Annotated in this window: 16 protein-coding genes and 2 tRNA genes; 4 read left to right on the top strand and 14 right to left on the bottom strand. The window is 67.4% G+C overall.

What is annotated here, in order from left to right; translation table 11 throughout:
• Positions 1–19: 19 nt before the first annotated feature.
• A complete protein-coding gene (locus GO591_RS00730; RefSeq protein ID WP_157155055.1) occupies positions 20–415 on the bottom strand; it encodes a YybH family protein in 396 nt (131 codons plus the stop codon).
• A gap of 26 nt (positions 416–441) precedes the next feature.
• Complete coding sequence (gene speB, locus GO591_RS00725; protein ID WP_157155054.1) at positions 442–1,383, bottom strand: agmatinase; 942 nt, start codon at positions 1,381–1,383, stop codon at positions 442–444.
• 125 nt (positions 1,384–1,508) lie between these two features.
• Here speB and GO591_RS00720 point away from each other — a divergent pair, with 125 nt between their 5' ends.
• The gene (locus GO591_RS00720) at positions 1,509–2,093 is read left to right on the top strand and encodes a helix-turn-helix domain-containing protein (RefSeq protein WP_157155053.1); all 585 of its coding nucleotides are present in this window, start codon (positions 1,509–1,511) and stop codon (positions 2,091–2,093) included.
• Between the two features lie 159 nt (positions 2,094–2,252).
• On the opposite strand, the gene GO591_RS00715 is transcribed toward GO591_RS00720, so the two are convergent.
• From GO591_RS00715 to serS, 6 genes are all read right to left on the bottom strand, one after another.
• Positions 2,253–2,345, bottom strand: a tRNA-Ser gene (locus GO591_RS00715).
• A 50-nt stretch (positions 2,346–2,395) separates the two neighbouring features.
• Positions 2,396–3,700 carry an LCP family protein gene (locus tag GO591_RS00710; RefSeq protein WP_157155052.1) on the bottom strand — a complete coding sequence of 435 codons (1,305 nt, stop codon included), beginning with the start codon at positions 3,698–3,700 and terminating at the stop codon, positions 2,396–2,398.
• 47 nt (positions 3,701–3,747) lie between these two features.
• Positions 3,748–3,832, bottom strand: a tRNA-Ser gene (locus tag GO591_RS00705).
• A 68-nt stretch (positions 3,833–3,900) separates the two neighbouring features.
• Entirely contained in the window at positions 3,901–5,184 is a 1,284-nt protein-coding gene (locus GO591_RS00700; RefSeq protein WP_157155051.1) for an LCP family protein, read from the bottom strand.
• Positions 5,181–5,987 (bottom strand): HAD family hydrolase, encoded by an 807-nt coding sequence (locus GO591_RS00695; RefSeq protein ID WP_157155050.1) that lies wholly within the window; start codon positions 5,985–5,987, stop codon positions 5,181–5,183. The genes GO591_RS00700 and GO591_RS00695 overlap by 4 nt, the downstream gene beginning before the upstream one ends.
• Positions 5,984–7,249 carry a serine--tRNA ligase gene (gene serS / locus GO591_RS00690; protein ID WP_157155049.1) on the bottom strand — a complete coding sequence of 422 codons (1,266 nt, stop codon included), beginning with the start codon at positions 7,247–7,249 and terminating at the stop codon, positions 5,984–5,986. The genes GO591_RS00695 and serS overlap by 4 nt, the downstream gene beginning before the upstream one ends.
• Before the next feature lie 36 nt (positions 7,250–7,285).
• Between serS and GO591_RS00685 the strand changes: the two genes are divergently transcribed.
• Positions 7,286–8,323 carry a diacylglycerol/lipid kinase family protein gene (locus tag GO591_RS00685; protein WP_157155048.1) on the top strand — a complete coding sequence of 346 codons (1,038 nt, stop codon included), beginning with the start codon at positions 7,286–7,288 and terminating at the stop codon, positions 8,321–8,323.
• Between the two features lie 4 nt (positions 8,324–8,327).
• On the opposite strand, the gene pheA is transcribed toward GO591_RS00685, so the two are convergent.
• Positions 8,328–9,266: a prephenate dehydratase gene (pheA, locus tag GO591_RS00680; RefSeq protein ID WP_232466222.1), complete on the bottom strand. Its 939-nt coding sequence runs from the start codon at positions 9,264–9,266 to the stop codon at positions 8,328–8,330.
• 46 nt (positions 9,267–9,312) lie between these two features.
• On the opposite strand from pheA, the gene pgm reads away from it, so the two are divergent.
• The gene (gene pgm, locus GO591_RS00675) at positions 9,313–10,977 is read left to right on the top strand and encodes a phosphoglucomutase (alpha-D-glucose-1,6-bisphosphate-dependent) (protein WP_157155046.1); all 1,665 of its coding nucleotides are present in this window, start codon (positions 9,313–9,315) and stop codon (positions 10,975–10,977) included.
• Between the two features lie 84 nt (positions 10,978–11,061).
• Here pgm and GO591_RS00670 read toward each other — a convergent pair whose 3' ends face one another.
• Entirely contained in the window at positions 11,062–11,958 is an 897-nt protein-coding gene (locus GO591_RS00670) for an amidase domain-containing protein (RefSeq protein ID WP_232466221.1), read from the bottom strand.
• A 254-nt stretch (positions 11,959–12,212) separates the two neighbouring features.
• Between GO591_RS00670 and GO591_RS00665 the strand changes: the two genes are divergently transcribed.
• Entirely contained in the window at positions 12,213–14,213 is a 2,001-nt protein-coding gene (locus GO591_RS00665; protein ID WP_157157705.1) for an MFS transporter, read from the top strand.
• A gap of 385 nt (positions 14,214–14,598) precedes the next feature.
• Here GO591_RS00665 and GO591_RS00660 read toward each other — a convergent pair whose 3' ends face one another.
• Genes GO591_RS00660 through GO591_RS00645 form a run of 4 tightly spaced genes read right to left on the bottom strand, consistent with a single transcriptional unit; the run spans position 14,599 to position 17,775 of the window.
• Complete coding sequence (locus tag GO591_RS00660; protein WP_157155045.1) at positions 14,599–14,895, bottom strand: hypothetical protein; 297 nt, start codon at positions 14,893–14,895, stop codon at positions 14,599–14,601.
• 32 nt (positions 14,896–14,927) lie between these two features.
• Entirely contained in the window at positions 14,928–15,692 is a 765-nt protein-coding gene (locus tag GO591_RS00655) for a heme ABC transporter ATP-binding protein (protein ID WP_157155044.1), read from the bottom strand.
• Positions 15,689–16,747, bottom strand: coding sequence for a FecCD family ABC transporter permease (locus GO591_RS00650; RefSeq protein WP_157155043.1), 1,059 nt, complete (start codon positions 16,745–16,747; stop codon positions 15,689–15,691). The genes GO591_RS00655 and GO591_RS00650 overlap by 4 nt, the downstream gene beginning before the upstream one ends.
• Positions 16,726–17,775, bottom strand: a complete 1,050-nt coding sequence (locus tag GO591_RS00645) for a lipoate-protein ligase LplAB (RefSeq protein ID WP_157155042.1) — start codon at positions 17,773–17,775, stop codon at positions 16,726–16,728. Before GO591_RS00645 ends, GO591_RS00650 begins: the two co-directional genes overlap by 22 nt.
• Between the last annotated feature and the right edge of the window lie 4 nt (positions 17,776–17,779).

Raw genomic sequence — 17,779 nt, 5'->3', positions numbered from 1 at the left:
CTCCTCGGGGAGTGTCAGGTCAGGGCTGTGGTGAAAGGTGTTCGTGGATCGCGATGAGCCCGTTCGGCTCTGAACGGAAGACGATCGTCTCCCGCTCCTGATACGAGTCGGGCCCGTCCGGGGTTTCGACCGATGTGCTGACGGAGTGGGTGAAGACGGCGCCACCGGGGAGGAGCTGCACTCGTTGTGCGCTGGAGGCGCAGGACGTCACACGCCAGCCGCTCGCCACCCATTCCTGCCACATCCGCTCGTAGGCAGCACGGTCATCAAGCCGTGCGGGCTCGGTGTGGAAAACGAACGTGGCTTCGGGCGCGAACAGCGAGAAGTAGCGCTCGCCATCGGTCGCGGAGAAAGCATCGACGATTGCGGCTGCCGCAGCGAGCACGTCCTTCTCGCTCGGTGTTGTCTGGGTCATCGGTTCCCTCCATCGGGTCGGTCGAGTCAGCGGGGCGCCATGGCGCTCAGGAGTTCGTAGACGACGTGGCTTGCCGCGACGGCGGTGAGCTGGGCGTGGTCGTACGCAGGAGCCACCTCGACCACGTCGGCGCCGACGATCCTCAGATCGGCCAAGCCACGCAGCATCCGGAGCAGTTCTCTGCTCGTCAGCCCACCGGCCTCAGGCGTGCCGGTGCCCGGCGCGTGCGCGGGGTCCAACACGTCGATGTCGATCGAGATGTACAGCGGGGCGTCCCCGATCCGCGCGCGGATGCGGCTGACGGCAGCTTCGACGCCGTGCTCCTCGACGAACTCGCTCGTGACGATCGCGAAGCCGAGCCGCGAGTCGTCTTCGAGGTCGTGCTTCGAATACAGCGGACCCCGAATCCCGACGTGCATGCTGGCCGTGAGGTCGATGAGCCCTTCCTCTGAGGCACGACGAAACGGGGTTCCGTGGGTTATCGGCGCCCCGAAGTAGGTGTCCCACGTGTCGAGATGCGCGTCGAAGTGAAGAACGGCGACGGGTCCGTGAGTCGCGTGTGCCGCGCGCAAGAGGGGCAGGGCGATCGTGTGGTCCCCGCCGATGACGATGAGCCGATCAGCCTGTTCACCGAGCAAGCGCGCACCCTCCTCGATCTCGGCCACGGCAGTGGCGATGTCGAAGGGGTTCGCCGCGATGTCGCCGGCATCCGCCACTTGCTGGGCGCCGAAGGGAAACACATCCTGCGCCGGGTTGTACGGCCGGAGCAGGCGCGATGCCTCGCGCACATGCGCGGGACCGAATCGAGCCCCGGGCCGGTAGCTGACACCGCTGTCGAAAGGGACGCCCACGATCGCGATGTTCGCGCGCCCGACCTCGTCGAGGCGCGGCAGGCGCGCGAAGGTGGCGATGCCGGCAAATCGTGGCACCACGCTCGCGTCCACCGGCCCTCTGGGGTTCGTCGGCATTTCATCGGCAGGTTGCATATTTGGCAACTTTCGATACTGTATAGACAACGATTGCCATCAAGCTACGCCGTCGCCTGATGAACGTCAAGCAGGCGCGAAATTGCGACCAATCCTGAGGAGGATCTGTGCGCGCGATTCATCCCGCGGCCGACGACACGGCGACGCCGATCGGCGCGAAGCTGCGCTCCGCGCGAACCGCTCAGGGCATGTCACTCGCCCAAGTCGCCGAGACGACTGGCCTCAGCAAGGGTTTTCTCAGTCGGGTCGAACGAGACGAAACGTCACCGAGCGTGGCGACGCTTGTGCAGCTCTGCCAGGTGCTCTCGCTGCCCGTCGGAGCACTCTTCACGGCACCTGATGTGCAGCACGTCGCGTTCGCGGATGCGCCGCGGATCAACCTGGGCGGTGTCCACGCCGACGAGCGGCTGATGTCGCCGCGCGGGGAGCAGCGCGTGCAGCTGTTGCGGTCGGAGCTCGAGCCGGATGCCCACGGCGGCTCGGAGCTCTACACGATCAATTGCGAGGTCGAGGTGCTCCACGTCATCTCTGGCGCCGTCAGCGTGCGCTTCGCCGACCGCAGCGTCACTGTCAACGCTGGCGACGCCCTCACCTTTCCTGGCCGCGAGCCCCACACCTGGCAGGTCGACGGCGGCCGACCGGCCGCCGTGGTGTGGGTGCTGGTTCCCGCGCCGTGGAGCGGCTCGGCGTAGGCAACCCCCTCGAGCGGTGTCAACCGTCCGTCCTTCTCGGGTGTCAGCCGTCGGTCGCGACGACCAGCGGGCGATCGCAAACTATGGACGGCGCGAAACAATGAACGGCTGAACCCCCGAAATCGGGAGTGACGTGGTCCAATATTGGCAATTGGCAAGTGGCGGAGACGGAGGGATTTGAACCCTCGGTCCCCAAAAAGGGGACTCCACCTTAGCAGGGTGGTGCACTAGGCCGAACTATGCGACGTCTCCAAGACAGCAGTGACCATCATAACGGCATCCGGCTGGCAATCGCGACCAGGCTAGTTGGCGGCCGCGCAGGTGTAGTCGGCGGCGGTCTGGCCCTTGACGTTGCCGAGCACCTCGGGGGCCGCGGCAGTCTCCGTCGGGGTCGGCGACGCGCCGTCGGTCGGTTCGGCTCCGTCGGTCGGCGCAGCGGTCTCGGAAGGAGCGGGCGCGGGCGGCGGCGCCGGAGCCGCCTCAACCGGAGCGTTGGGGTCGACCGTAGACCCTACGCCGGTGTTGCCCTCTGCGAGCAGGAACGGCTCGTCGGCACGGATCTTGTCGAACAGTTTGGTGGCCTGCGCCTTGATCGGCGCAACCTTGCCCTCGTAGACGCCACCCTGTCCGGTGCTGCCCGGGTACTGCACGAAGGTCACCTTCGAAAGGTCGAGCTTTCGCAGCACGTTCGCCATCGACACCATGGTGTCGAGGTTGGCGAGGCTGTTCGACAGCTGCATGTTCTCCGTCGCGGCAACCGCGATGTTGTACAGCTTCGACGGGTCGCTCAGCGTTCCGCCGGACTGCAGGGTGCGCACGAGTGAGGACAGGTAAACCTGCTGCGAACTGATCCGGCCGAGGTCGCTGCCGTCGCCGACGCCGTGGCGGCTGCGCAGGAACGCGAGCGCCTCATAGCCGACCAGGTTGTAGGTGCCCGCCTCAGGCAGGTTGAGTCCGGTGTAACGGTCGTTGATCGGACCGTCAACGCAGACCGGAACGCCGCCGACCGCGGTCGACATGTGAGCGACGCCGTCGAATGTGATCAGGCCGGCGTACGGGATCTCCAGCCCGGTCAGCTTCTCAACGGTGAGCACGGTGCAGGCGAGCCCGCCGTACGACAGCGTGACGTTGATGGGCTGCGCAGACATCGCCTTGTAGTTGCCGTCGCCGTCCTCGTGCGGGCAGGACGGGATCGGCACGACGAGGTCGCGCGGGAAGCTGACCGCAACGGCACTGGTCTGGTCCTGTGACACGTGCAGCAGCATCGTGACGTCGTTCAGTTCGCTGTCGGTCTTGCCGAACTGCGCGCCCTGCCCCTCACGGGTGTCACTGCCGACCACGAGGACGTTGAAGCCACCCTCGAAGTCACCGATCTTCGGCAGCGGCTTGCTGCTGTCCTCGCTCGCCAGCTCGACCCGGTCGATGCTCTGGTTGATGTTGTTCAGCGCGATCGCGGCGACGGACACGCCGCTGACGAGCACCACGGCGAGACTGAAGGCGAGAGCCTTGAGCGCGGTCAGCCAGGGACGGGACTGCGGAAGCTGGCCGTGCCGGGCGATGTTGTCGATGCGTCGGGACCGATTGGATCGGGGGCGCAGCTCGCTCACAAGGGTCCTTTCGGTCAGACGCGGGTCAGGTGAGACGTGGATTGAAGCGGAGGGCGTGGGATTCGAACCCACGAGACATTTCTGCCCACCAGTTTTCAAGACTGGCTCCATCGGCCGCTCGGACAGCCCTCCCCGGGATTACCAAGCACTGAGCATAACCGAAAGCCGCATCGTGACCCTGAAAGAGTTGAAAACCGGCCTCAGCGGGTGGCCGAACAGGTGTGATCGGCTGCGGTCTGCCCCTCGAGTCCGTCGATGACAGTGGGTGCTCCGGCCGGTGGGGTCGTGGCATCCGGGGTCGGTGTCGGGGAGGCGTCACCGCCCGGTTCCGGCGCGGATGTCTCGGGCTGCGGCGTCTGCGGGGCGGATGTCTCGGCCGCCAGCGCCTTCGGGTCGGCCACCGCGCCCTTCCCGGTCTCCCCCGCCGCCAGCTGGAACGGCGCGTCCGAACGGATTGCGTCGAACAGCTCGCCGGCGAGCACCGAGTTCGGCACCAGCCTCGAGAAGCCGCCGGAGTACTCGGTGGGGAATTGCACGAACTGCACCTGGTGGAGCGGGATGTCCTTCAACGCCGCCGCCAGCGAGATCATCGTGTTGACGTTGCCGAGACTTTCCGACACCTTCATGTTCGCGATGGCCACCTCGGCGATCTGGTACACCTTCAGCGGATCCCCCAAGGTGTCCGCGCTCTTCAGCTCGCGCACCAACGAGGACAGGTACACGCGCTGGGAAGCATTGCGCGCCAGGTCGCTGCCGTCGCCGACGCTGTACCGGGTGCGCAGGAACGCCACCGCCTCCTCCCCCGCGAGCACATGGGTGCCGGCCTCGGGCAGGTTGATTCCGGAGTGCCGGTCGACCAGCGGTCCGTCGATACAGACCGGAACGCCGCCGACGGCGTTGCTCAGTTCAACGACGCCCTTGAAAGTGATCATGCCGGCGAACTGGATGTCGAGGTCGGTGAGCTCTTCCACGGTGCTCACAACGCACCCGAGGCCGCCGCGGCTGAGAGCCTGGTTGATCATCACCCCGCGGGATCCGTCGACCTCATTGCCGTTCTCGTCGACGCAGTCGGGGATGGTGACCCGGGTGTCGCGCGGGATGCTCACCGCGATGGCGCGGGAGTGATCGGCAGAAACGTGCAACAACATGTTGACGTCGTTCAGGTCGGATTCAGTCTTGCCGTAGCGTGCGTCCTGACCTGTGCGGGTGTCGTTGGCGACAATCAGGACGTTGAATCCGCCCGGGTAGGCGCCGATCGTGGGCGGAGCCGCCACCGGACCCTCGCCGATGTTGACGGTGTTGATCCCCGTCGTGATCCTCCACGCGGTGATCGCCACCACGGCGACCGCGCTCACCATCACCACGGCAAGCCCGAGGGCGAGGCCCTTCAGCACCGTCGTCCAGCCGTGCGACCGGCGCAGGCGGCCGTGATGAGCCAGAGCGACTTGTCGTCGCCCTGCTCCCCGCGGCCGCCGGTCGCTCATGGCACCAAGTCCCGCAGGGCGGTGGCCACGCCGTCGTCGAGTCCGCTCGGGGCCAGGAAGGTCGCGACATCCCGAACCTCGTCCGGCGCGTCACCCATCGCCACCCCATGACCGTGCTCGCCCGCCCAGGTGAGCATGTCGATGTCATTGCGGCCGTCGCCGATCGCGATCACGTTGCCGCGCGGGATGCCGAGGTCCGTGCGCACCTGCTCGAGCGCGGTGGCCTTGTTCACGCCGTCGGGCGCGATGTCGAGCCAGTTGGTCCAGCCGACGTTGTAGCTGACCTTGTGCAGCCCCATTTGCTCGACGATCTTCAGGAACTCTTCGGTCTGGTGCTCGGGCGAGATCACGACCACGCGGGTCGCGCGCCGGCCGAGCAGCTCGTCGAATTCCACCTTCTCGCTGGTCACACTGAGGCTGCCGTCCGGGAACCAGCCGTTGTAGCGGTAGAGGCCGGTCTCGTCCTCGACGGCGTAATTCGCTGACTCGAGGCTTTCCTTGACCATGAGCAGCACCTCGGTGGGGTCGAAGGTCTCGACCCGCACGCGCTTGTAGCCGGCGATCGCGTCCGGGTCGCGCCGCAGCGTGATCGCGCCATTCGAGCAGACCAGGTATTCACAGCGCAGTTCCAGGCGCTCCAGCACCGGGAGCGTCATCGCGGGCGCCCGGCCGGTGGCGAGCATGACCTCGTGCCCGGCGTCCCGCACACGGGCGACTTCGGCGGAGACGGCGTCGGTGATCGTGCCGTCCTCGTGCAGGACGGTGCCATCGATGTCGAGAGCGACGAGGAGTCGGTCAGTCATCGCACTGGCTCAAGCAGTTCCAGGCCACCGAGGTACGGCCGCAGCGCCGCAGGCACACGCACCGATCCGTCGGCCTGTTGGTGGGTTTCCAGCAGCGCGACCAGCCAGCGCGTGGTGGCCAGGGTTCCGTTCAGCGTCGCCACCGGCGTGGTCTTGCCGGTTTCGGTGCGGTGACGGATGTCGAGGCGCCGCGCCTGGTAGGTGGTGCAGTTGCTCGTCGAGGTGAGCTCGCGGTAGGCGTTCTGGGTGGGCACCCAGGCCTCCACGTCGTACTTGCGGGCGGCGCTCGAGCCGAGGTCCCCGGCCGCGGTGTCGATCACGCGGTAGCTGAGCTCGAGGGACTGCAACATCCCCTCCTGGAAGGCGAGCAGCCGGTCGTGCTCAGCGGCGGCATCGGCAGGGTCGATGTAACTGAACATCTCCAACTTGTTGAACTGGTGCACCCGGATGATGCCGCGGGTGTCCTTGCCGCCGGAACCGGCCTCGCGGCGGTAGCAGGTGGACCAGCCGGCGTAGCGCAGCGGCCCGTTCGACATGTCCAGGATCTCGTCTGCGTGGTATCCGGCGAGCGCCACCTCGCTGGTGCCGGTGAGGTACAGGTCGTCGGCCGGCAGGTGGTAGATCTCGTCGGAGTGCTCGCCGAGGAATCCGGTACCGGACATGATCTCGGGCTTCACCAGCGTGGGCGTGATCAGCGGAGTGAAGCCGCCGTCGAGGGCGCGGTCGAGGCCCATGTTCATGATGGCGAGTTCCAGCCGGGCGCCGATGCCCTTCAGGAAGTGGAATCGCGCGCCGCTGACCTTGGCACCGCGGGCCATGTCGATCGCGTCGAGCAGTTCGCCGATCTCGAGGTGGTCGCGCGGTTCGAAGTCGAAGGTGGGCTTCTCGCCGACCGTCTTGATCGTGATGAAGTCGTCTTCGCCGCCGCCGGGCACGCCGTCGAGCACGATGTTCTGCAGTGAGCCGGCGATGCGGGTGAACTCGCTCTCGGCATCCGTCACCTGCTGCTGCGCCGCCTTGACCCGGGCGGCGAGATCCTGCGCCTGGGCGACCAGTTCCTTCTTCTCTTCCTTCGGCGCCTTCGCGACGATCTTCGAGAAGGCGTTCTGCTCGGCGCGCAGTGACTCGAAGGCGGTAATCGCCGCGCGACGGGCGGCGTCGGCAGCAACCGCCTCGTCGACTAGTTCAACGGAGGCACCACGCAGTTCCTGAGATTTCCTGATGACATCGGGATTTTCGCGCAGAAGCTGGGGATCGATCACCGGACTAGTTTCGCATGAAGCAAGTACCGTTGAGCCATGACCCACGCAACCGCTATCTCGCAGCGCGTGGCCGCTGTCGTGTACAACCCGATCAAGGTTTCGGAGGAAACCCTGCGCGCGGCCGTCGCCCCTGCAGAGCAGAAGGCCGGCTGGGCGCCGACCTTGTGGTTCGAGACCACCGAGGAGGATCCGGGCGGCGGACAGACCCGGCAGGCGATCGAGCAGGGCGCCACGATGGTGATGGCCGCGGGTGGCGATGGCACCGTGCGTGCGGTCGCCGAGGCGCTGTATGAATCGGGCGCCTCGCTGGCGCTGCTGCCATCCGGGACGGGGAACCTCCTCGCCCGCAACCTCGACCTCACGCTCGACCACCTTGAGGGATCCATTGAGACGGCGTTCGAAGGCGCCGACCGGTCGATTGACCTCGGCATCGTCGAGGCGCAGCGGTCCGATGGAACCCGATCACGCGACATCTTCCTGGTGATGGCCGGGGTCGGGCTCGACGCGCAGATGATCGCCAACACCAAGCCGGAGCTGAAGCGCAAGGTCGGCTGGCTCGCCTACGTGGACGCCATCGCCCGGTCGCTGCGCGGCAACAACCGGGTGCGCCTGCGCTACAGCCTCGACGATCAGCCCGCGCGCGCGATCCGCGCCCACACCGTGCTGATCGGCAACTGCGGGTCGCTGCCGGCGAATATCCTGCTGCTGCCCGAGGCAGCGGTCGACGACGGCATCTTCGACATCGTCGCGCTACGCCCGGAGGGATTCTTCGGCTGGGTGCAGATCTGGATCAAGATCGTTTGGGAGAACGGGGTGCTGCGCCGCAGCACGGTCGGCCGCAAGCTGATGAGTCTCACCAAGGAAGTGCGCACGCTGCGCTACCTCAAGGGCAAGAAGCTGGTCATGAAGCTGGACCATCCCGAGGAGTACGAGCTCGACGGCGACCCGTTCGGCAAGGCCGTGGCACTGAAGGCGTGGGTGGAGCACCTCGCGCTCACCGTGCGCGTGCCCCTCGAGGCGGCGGAGCCCACCGAGGAGCCGAACCCGCCCGTCGAGCATGAATCCGCTGGTTGAGGGGTCAGTCGGCTTCGGGCTCGCCCGAGATCAGGCCGCGCAGCCAGTCACGCGCCTCGACGAAGACCTCGTCGCCGTAGCGCGGAGTCACCTCGATCTGCACCTTGTCTGCCCGCGGGTATGAGCCGAGGAAGATCACCTTCGGGCTGAACCGCTTGAGGCCGAGCAGTGCGTCGGCGACCCGCTCGTCCGTCACGTGCCCGTCGAGGTCGATCACGAACCGGTACCGGCCAAGCTCATCGCCGACCGGCCGCGACTCGATCAGGCTCATGTTCACGCCGCGGGTGGCGAACTGCTCGAGCATCTCGAGCAGTGCACCCGGGGCATCCGTCGGCAGCTCCGCGATGATGCTGGTCTTGTCACTTCCGGTGCGCGCCGGAATCTCGCCGGCCCGGCTGACCAGCACGAACCGGGTCGCAGCAGTGGGGTTGTCGCCGATGTTCTCGGCGAGCTGCACCAGCTCCAGCTGGTCGGTGATCCCAGGCGGTGCGACGGCGGCATCCGCGTGCCCCTCGGTCAGCAGGCTCTGCGCGGCGGCCACGTTCGAGGTCGCGGGCAGGTGCCCATGGCCCGGGAGGTTCTTGTGCAGCCACTGATGGGTCTGCGCGTAGGCGACCGGGTGGGCGTTCACGACGCGAACCTCGTTCAGGGAAACGCCCGGCCTGGCGACGAGGACAAAGTTCACCGGAACGACATATTCGCCGATGATTCGAAGCCCGGGAATGTTCGCGAGGGCGTCCTGGGTGGCGCTCACTCCGCCCTCGATCGAGTTCTCCATGGCGATCATCGCCGCGATGCTGCGCCCTTCAATCACATCGTCAAGGGCCTCGCTGACGCTGTTCACGGAACGCCACGGCTTGCCGGCCGCTTCGGGTACCTGGGACAGGGCTGCCCAGGTGAACGTGCCGACGGGTCCGAGGTAGCTGTAGGACTCGGAAGGCATGGGGTGAGGCATGGCTCGAGTTTATGGGCAGTGCAAGACTGGACGAATGAACCAGCGCGCTGGCCAGCCGGCCCAGAATTCGGATCTGATCAACGTCCACGAGCTTGTGGAGGCGTATTTCGAGAAGGTTCCGGATGTCTCGGACCCGGCCCAGCGCGTGGTGTTCGGCACCAGCGGGCACCGCGGCTCCTCGCTCGATGGCGCGTTCAACGAGATGCACATCGCGGCCATCACGCAGGCGATCTGTGAGTATCGCGCGGCGCAGGGCATCACCGGGCCGCTGTTCGTCGGCCGTGACACCCACGGCCTGAGCCGCCCCGCGGAGACCACAGCGCTGGCGGTGCTCGAGGCCAACGGGGTGCGCGCGCTGGTCGACGAGCATGACGACTTCGTGCCGACCCCGGCGCTGAGCCGCGCGATCATCGCGCACAACCGCGGGGTGGTCTCGACAGGCTCGACCAGCGGAAGTGCGACCAGCGAGGATGACGGGGACGGCCTCGCCGACGGCATCATCATCACCCCGAGCCACAACCCGCCGCGCGACGGTGGCTTCAAGTACAACCCGCCGCACGGTGGGCCTGCCGACAGCGACGCCACCAGCTGGATCGCCGACCGCGCGAACAAGATCATCGAGAACGGCAACCGCGAGGTCAAGCAGCAGGAGCCGACTGGCGTCGAGGCCTTCGACTTCCGCGGCACCTACGTCGACGACCTGGCGAACATCATCGACTTCGACGCGATCCGCGGCTCGGGCATCCGGATCGGCGCCGACCCTCTCGGCGGCGCGAGCGTCAACTACTGGAAGGCGATCGCCGACCAGTACGGGCTGAGCCTCGAGGTCGTCAACCCACGGGTCGACCCGACCTGGGCGTTCATGACGCTGGACTGGGACGGGAAGATCCGGATGGACCCGTCGAGCCCGTCCGCGATGGCGTCGGTGCTGGCGAACAAGGACCGCTTCGACATCCTCACCGGCAACGACGCCGACGCCGACCGGCACGGCATCGTCACCCCGGATGGCGGGCTGATGAACCCCAACCACTTCCTGGCCGTCGCGATCCAGTACCTGTACACACACCGCCCGGACTGGCCGGCGGATGCCGCGATCGGCAAGACGCTCGTGTCGAGCTCGATGATCGATCACGTCGCCGCCTCCCTGGGTCGCAAGCTGATCGAGGTGCCGGTCGGCTTCAAGTGGTTCGTGCCCGGACTCAGCGACAAGACCGTGGCGTTCGGCGGCGAGGAGAGCGCCGGCGCGAGCTTCGTGCGCTTCGACGGCAGCTCGTGGACGACCGACAAGGACGGCATCCTGCTCGCGCTGCTGGCCAGCGAGATCCGTGCGGTGACCGGCAAGACGCCGTCCGAGCTGTATCGCGAGCTGACCGAGCGTTTCGGTGACCCCGTTTACGAGCGCGTGGACGCGCCGGCGACCAAGGAGCAGAAGGCCCGCCTGGGCAAGCTGTCCGGGGAGTCGATCGAGGCGACCGAGCTTGCCGGGGACCCGATCACGGCGAAGCTGTCCGAGGCGCCCGGCAATGGCGCGGCGGTCGGTGGCGTCAAGGTGGTCACCGAACACGCCTGGTTCGCGGCCCGCCCGAGCGGCACCGAGGACGTCTACAAGATCTACGCGGAGTCCTTCCGCGGTGCCGACCACCTGAAGCAGGTGCAGGCCGAGGCGAAGGCGATCGTCGACGCGGCCCTGGCGGGCTAGCTCGACGGGGTCAGTACCGGTGGTTGAGGAGCGCCCGAGCGCAGCGAGGACGCGTCTCGAAACCACCGGAGGGGTGGGTGGCCCCTAAAGCGGCAGGCTCCAGAAGTGGGCGTAGGCGTCGGGGTGATCGATCGTGATGGTCTCGTCGAAGTCGCGCCAGTCGGTGTCCTTGTTGTGGCCGACCATCTTGATCTTGGTGACACCGTCGACGACCTCGACCGCCGAGACGATCTGGGTGTGATCGTGCGAGTTGTTGAGGTTCCAGTCGAAGATCACGATGTCGCCGGGCTTGACCTGGTCGCGCTGCTCGATGCTCAGCTCGGTGATCCCGAGCCGGTCCTGATTCGCGCGCAACCACTTGTCGAAGGTCGGCACGTGGATCCAGCTGTAGGTCCAGTCCGCTCCGGCGTCCTTGTTGTACCAGTCGCCGGTCATCTCCCAGCCGCGCGCCATCAGGGTCTGGCTGACGAAGTTCACGCAGTCCCCGCCGGACGGGTTGAAGTTGCCGTACTCGGCGAGGTTGTAGTCCTGCCAGTGCGTGTAGGCGTACTGCAGCTGCGCATCGACCGGGGTGGTCACCGCGTACTCGAAGCTCAGCGGCGCAGCGGCCGGCACCGGCGTCTTGCCGGCGAAAATTTCAACGGATGCCGCGGCCGGCTGGAAGTTAGCGGCCCGCGGCACCGTGGCGGTCACTTCACTGTCGCTGACGACCGTGACGGCGGTGGCGTCCGCGCCGGCGACGGTGATCCGGCTGACCGAGTCGAGACCCTCGCCGGTGATCGTGATGGTGTCCCCGCCCTGCAAGGACCCGGAGGCCGGCGCGATGGCGGCGACGGCCGGCGCCACTTCACCGGTCGCCGCGGCGGGAGTCGGAGCATCCTTCTCCGGCGTCGTTGACCCGGTGCATCCGGTCACCAGCATCAGCACCGCCGAGACGGCGGCGGCAGCGGGCACGAGACGGCGGGTCAGGGAAGCGGGCACGAATCAAGGCTAACGGCGCGGTTGCGGAAAGAGTTGGCGAAAACACTGCCCCGCGTGTAAATTTGCAGTCTGCGCAAGTTTGTCGTCTCGGCGACCACGCCGCCAGTGCACCTCCGCCACCGCCGTCACCAACGCTGATGCGGTGGTGACACTGTCCACTCCAGAAGGCACCAATGTCACGTACTTCTTCGCCCAGTCGTCCGCTCTCACGCGGCCAGGCGCGCGCGCAGGCCATTGCCGATGCCGGCGGGGTGATGACCCATAAGCAGATCCTGCTGGTGATCGTCGGCCTGATGGCCGCGATGTTCCTGTCGTCGCTGAACCAGACCGTCGTCGGAACCGCGATGAAAACCATCGCCGACGACCTGGACGGCCTGAGCCTGCAGGCCTGGGTGACGACCGCGTTCCTGATCGTCTCCACGGTGTCGACGCCGATCTACGGCAAGCTCAGCGACATCTTCGGACGCCGGCCGCTGTTCCTTGCCGCGATCGTCATCTTCCTGATCGGCTCGCTGCTGTCCGCTCTGGCGAACAACATGTACGAGCTGTCGATCTACCGCGCGGTGCAGGGCCTCGGCGCGGGCGGGCTGATGGCGTTGCCACTGACAGTGATGGGCGACATCCTCGCTCCGCGCGAGCGCGCCAAGTACCAGGGCTACTTCCTGGCCGTGTTCGGTGTCTCCAGCGTGATCGGCCCGCTGATCGGTGGACTGTTCGCCGGTGCCGAGCAGATCATGGGGATCGCGGGCTGGCGGTGGGTGTTCCTGCTCAACATCCCGATCGGCATTGTCGCCCTGGTGATGGTGATGGCGTTCCTGCACGTACCCCACACCGCCCGCGGCGCTCGCATTGACTGGTGGGGCGCGGTGCTGGTCGTCGCTTCCGTGGTGCCGGCCATCCTGGTCGCCGAGCAAGGAAGGCACTGGGGCTGGGGATCACCGATCGCGATCGCGATGTATGCGACCACCGTGCTGGCGACGGTGGCGTTCATCCTGGTTGAGCGGCGGATGGGTGATGACGCACTGATCCCACTGAAGCTGTTCTCGTCGAGCACCTTCTCGGTCGCCACGGTGCTCGGTGTGCTGATCGGTGGACTGTTCGCCGGTGCCGAGCAGATCATGGGGATCGCGGGCTGGCGGTGGGTGTTCCTGCTCAACATCCCGATCGGCATTGTCGCCCTGGTGATGGTGATGGCGTTCCTGCACGTACCCCACACCGCCCGCGGCGCTCGCATTGACTGGTGGGGCGCGGTGCTGGTCGTCGCTTCCGTGGTGCCGGCCATCCTGGTCGCCGAGCAAGGAAGGCACTGGGGCTGGGGATCACCGATCGCGATCGCGATGTATGCGACCACCGTGCTGGCGACGGTGGCGTTCATCCTGGTTGAGCGGCGGATGGGTGATGACGCACTGATCCCACTGAAGCTGTTCTCGTCGAGCACCTTCTCGGTCGCCACGGTGCTCGGTGTGCTGATCGGTTTCGGCATGTTCGGCGCGATGATGACCATTCCGCTCTACCTGCAGATGGTGTCGGGGGCGACGCCGACCGAGAGCGGCTTCCTGATGCTGCCGATGATCGGTGGACTGATGGTGTCGTCGATCGTCAGCGGCAACCTGATCGCCAAGAACGGCCGGTACAAGATCTTCCCGGTCATCGGCTCGGGGATGCTCGCGGCATCCTTCCTCTGGCTGGCGTTCGCGAGCGCCGACAAGCCGCTCTGGTACATCCTCGTCGGCATGGCCTTCGCCGGCCTCGGCCTCGGCCAGCTCATGCAGACCCTCACCATCGCCAGCCAGAACTCGGTCGGCCACGCCGACATGGGCGTTGCCACCAGTTCTGCGACGTTCTTCCGGCAGATGGGTGGCACGCTCGGCACCGCTGTGGTGTTCTCGGTGCTGTTCGGGGTGCTGCCGAGCGCGCTGCGGAGCGCGTTCGGCGACCCGGCCACCCAGGCCGGTATCGCCGCGGCGGCGGCCGACCCGAGGGTGCTCGCCGACCCGGCGAACCAGGCGATTCTTCAGCTGCTGCAGAACCCGGCCGCTGTCGGCGACTCGCTGAACGGCGACTCCTCGTTCCTGATCGGCGCCGACCCGCGGCTCGCTGCGCCGTTCCTCGAGGGTTTCGCGAACGCCTCTACAACGGTGTTCCTGGTCAGCTTCGCGGTCGTGCTGGCCGCGTTCGTGCTGAGCTTCTTCCTCAAGGCGACGCCGCTGCGCGAGAAGTCGGGCATCCAGGAGGCGCACGCCGCGGCATCCTGAGCCGGCTCTCCAGCGCAGCGCAGCGCAGTTACACATTGACTCGCCAAAAGATGCCCATGCTCAGCGGCGACATGGGCACTTTTTGGCGAGTCGCGTGATGCTCAGATTCTCATTGCGCCGCTGCCTCGATCGACTCGCCAAATATGGCCCATCCGGAGTAAGAACATGGGCATCTATTGGCGAGTCGATGCCGACAGCGGTGGAGCATCGACTCGGCGGCTCGCCGAGCCTACGCAAATGGGGCTTATCACCCCGGATAACCCCCAATTGTGCAGGCTCGCGAGCATTTGTGCAGAGGCGGGTGGAGCGCGGTCGTGCGGTCTCGCGAGCGGATGAGGTGCGGCGGGGGCGGGTGCTATGCCAGCGTCAGCATCGACCTCGCCGCTCAGCGCTCGGGGGTCGGGTCGTCGGCCGGGAGGTCGATCTTCACCCGGCCGTCGTAGATTCCCTTGTCGCCATCGCCGGCCACCGGAGCGGGCGCGGGCAGCGAGCTCTGCCGGTCTTTCTCGACCTGGGCCTCGTGCCGGGTGGGGAAGAACACCTCGTCCACGCCGCCGAACGCGGCGGATCCCACGCCTCCGGTGCGGTGCTTACCGGTCAGATCGATCCAGCCGAAGTGGTGCGCAATGATGCCGATCGCGGTGATCGCGACGACGATGCTCGGAACTACCCACCAATCCACGGGTGCCAGTGTACGGGAGCGCCGGTGATGGATCAGTGGCGAATCGGCAGCACGACCGGTCGCCCGTCCTGCTCCAGCACCTGCACCTTCAGACCGTAGATGGCGCTCACCCGTTCAGCGGTCAGCACCTCGAGCGGGGTCCCGGATGCCTCGAGCCTGCCCCCGGCGATGAGGGCGACCCGGTCGGCGTACGCCCCGGCGAGCGACAGGTCGTGCAGCACGACGACGACCGCGCAGCCGCGTTCGGTGAGCGCCCTGGCGGTACGCATGGTGTCTTCCTGGTGGCGCAGGTCGAGCGCCGCGGTCGGCTCGTCGAGGAACACCACCGGGGTGCGCTGCGCGAGCACCCGGGCCAGCGAGACGCGGGCCTTCTCGCCGCCGGACAGCGACGTGTACCGGCGGCCGAGCAGGTGCCCGACATCGGTCGCGGCGATCGCCTCGGACACCGCGGCAGTGTCCTGGTCGTACTCGCGTGCCTTCGCCCACGGCGCCCGGCCCATCTGGATCACTTCGAGCACCCGGAACGGAAAGCTGACCTGGTTCTCTTGCGTGAGCACCGCCCGGCGCCGGGCGAGTTCGAGCGGCCGGTAGGTCGACACCGGGCGGCCATCCAGCGTGACACTGCCGCTCGTCGGCACCCGGTCGCCGCTCAGCACGGCCAGCGTGGTCGACTTGCCGGCACCGTTCGGACCGACCAGGGCGAGCAGCTCTCCGGGTCGGATGTCGAGGCTCACCTGATCGAGGATCGCCTTCTCGTCGATGAGCACCGAGACATCCGTTGCCGTGATCGCGGTCATGCCCAGCCTCCGCTCCGGCGGCGCTGGCGAGCGAGCAGGAAGAAGAAGAACGGTCCGCCGACGAGCGAGGTGAGGATGCCGATCGGCAGGTCGGCGCCGGGGATGATGGTGCGGGCGAGCAGGTCGGCGTAGATCAGCAGGGTGCCGCCGCCGAACGCGCTGGCGATGATCAGGCCGCGGTGCCGGGGGCCGATCGCCATGCGGATGATGTGGGGCACGACGAGCCCGACGAAGGCGATGATCCCGCAGAAGGCCACCGCGACCCCGGTGAGCAGCGCGACCAGCACGATTGAGCCCATCCGCAGCGCCTCGACGTTGACCCCGAGGTGCCGGGCGTTGCGCTCACCGAGCGAGAGCAGGTCGTAGCGGTGGCCGAGGGATGCCGCGGCGACCAGTCCGGCGACGCAGACCACCGCGACGATCGCTACCTCCGGCCACCGCGCCCCGGCGAGCGAGCCGAGCTGCCAGAACACGATCTGCTCACGGCTGGAGGTGTCGGCGAGGAACTGCACGAGGGCGAGCCCGGCACCGGCGAAGGCATTCACCGCAATGCCGGTGAGCAGCAGCGTGACCACCTCGGTCCGGCCGTTGGAGCGGGACACGAAGTAGACCAGCAGGGTGGCCAGGAGGCTTCCGGCGAAGGCGAACACCGCGATGCTCCAGTTGCCGAGCACGGTGACTCCGGCGGCGATGGCGATCGCGGCCCCGAGCGCGGCGCCCGAGGACACCCCGACCACGCCCGGCTCCGCGAGAGGGTTGCCGAAGATCGCCTGCATCACGGCACCGGCCACGGCGAGCGCGGCGCCTACGCCGAGCCCGAGCGCGATCCGCGGGAAGCGCACCACCCAGAGCGTGGACTCGACGATCGGGTCACCCGGCGCGAGGGCGGTGTCGATTCCCAGCGCGCGGAGCACCGAACCGAGCACCTCACTCGGGCTGATCGGCAGCTGGCCGACCATCGCCGACGCCACGACGCCGACGAGAAGGGCCAGCGCGAGTATCGCGACGAGGGTGAGGCTGCGGCCGCGGTGCCTCACGGAACGCGGTGCAGCCACTCGTCCGTCGCGAACTTTTCGGTCACGAGCTGCTCGGCCCGGGCGAGTTCGGCCGGTTCCAGGGTGCTCAGGCTGAGCCCGTGCAGGTCGCGGAAGGTCTGCAGCATCCGCTCGATGATCTCGGTGCGGCTGAGCCCGGTCTGGCTGCGCAGCGGGTCGACGCGTTTCGCGGCGCTCTTGGTGCCCTTGTCGCTCATCTTCTCGCGGCCGATGCGCAGGACCTGCACCATCTTGTCGCCGTCCATGTCGTAACTGAGGGTGGCGTGGTGCAGCACAGCACCACTGCCCAGGCGCTTCTGGGCGGCCCCGCCGATCTTGCCGGTCGGGCTGGCGATGTCATTGAGCGGCTGGTAGGTCGCGTCGATGCCGAGCGACTTGAGCGCGACGATCACCCACTCGTCGAGGAACGCGTAGGAGTCGGCGAAGGTCATGCCCTGCACCAGGTCGCTCGGCACGTACAGCGAGTAGGTGATGATCGATCCGGCATCCATGAACATCGCTCCGCCGCCGGAGATGCGGCGCACCACCTCGAAGCCGTGCTTGGCGGCGTTCTCGAGGTCGACCTCGTTCTTCACCGACTGGAAGCTTCCGATCACGACGGCCGGCTGCTCCCACTCCCAGATGCGCAGGGTGGGCTTGCGGCGGCCCTCGCCGACTTCCTCGGTGAGCACCTGGTCAAGCGCGAGGTGGGTGCGCGGCGCGAGCGGGCCGGGGTGCAGCAGCTGCCAGTCGTAGTCCTTCCACGTCGTCGCGCGCTTCAGCGCCCGGCGGATGGTGGTGGCCACGGCATCCGGCGAGAAGCCGAGCAGCTGGGCGCCGTCGGGCAGCGCGTGCTGGATGGCATCGGCGATCGACTTCGACTCGGTCTCGGCCGGCAGGCCGTTCACCGCCGCGTTGATCGCCTCCAGGGCGTCATCGGGCTCGAGGAAGAAGTCACCCGCGAGGCGGAAGTTCGCGAACCGGCCATCAACCACATCGAGGTCGACCACGACGAGTTTTCCGCCCGGAACCTTGTACTCACCGTGCATGCAT

It is taken from the genome of Diaminobutyricimonas sp. LJ205, from assembly GCF_009755725.1.
Lineage (GTDB): Bacteria > Actinomycetota > Actinomycetes > Actinomycetales > Microbacteriaceae > Ruicaihuangia.
Note: the sequence above shows the minus strand (reverse complement) of the source record. Positions and strands in the feature narration are given on the sequence as shown.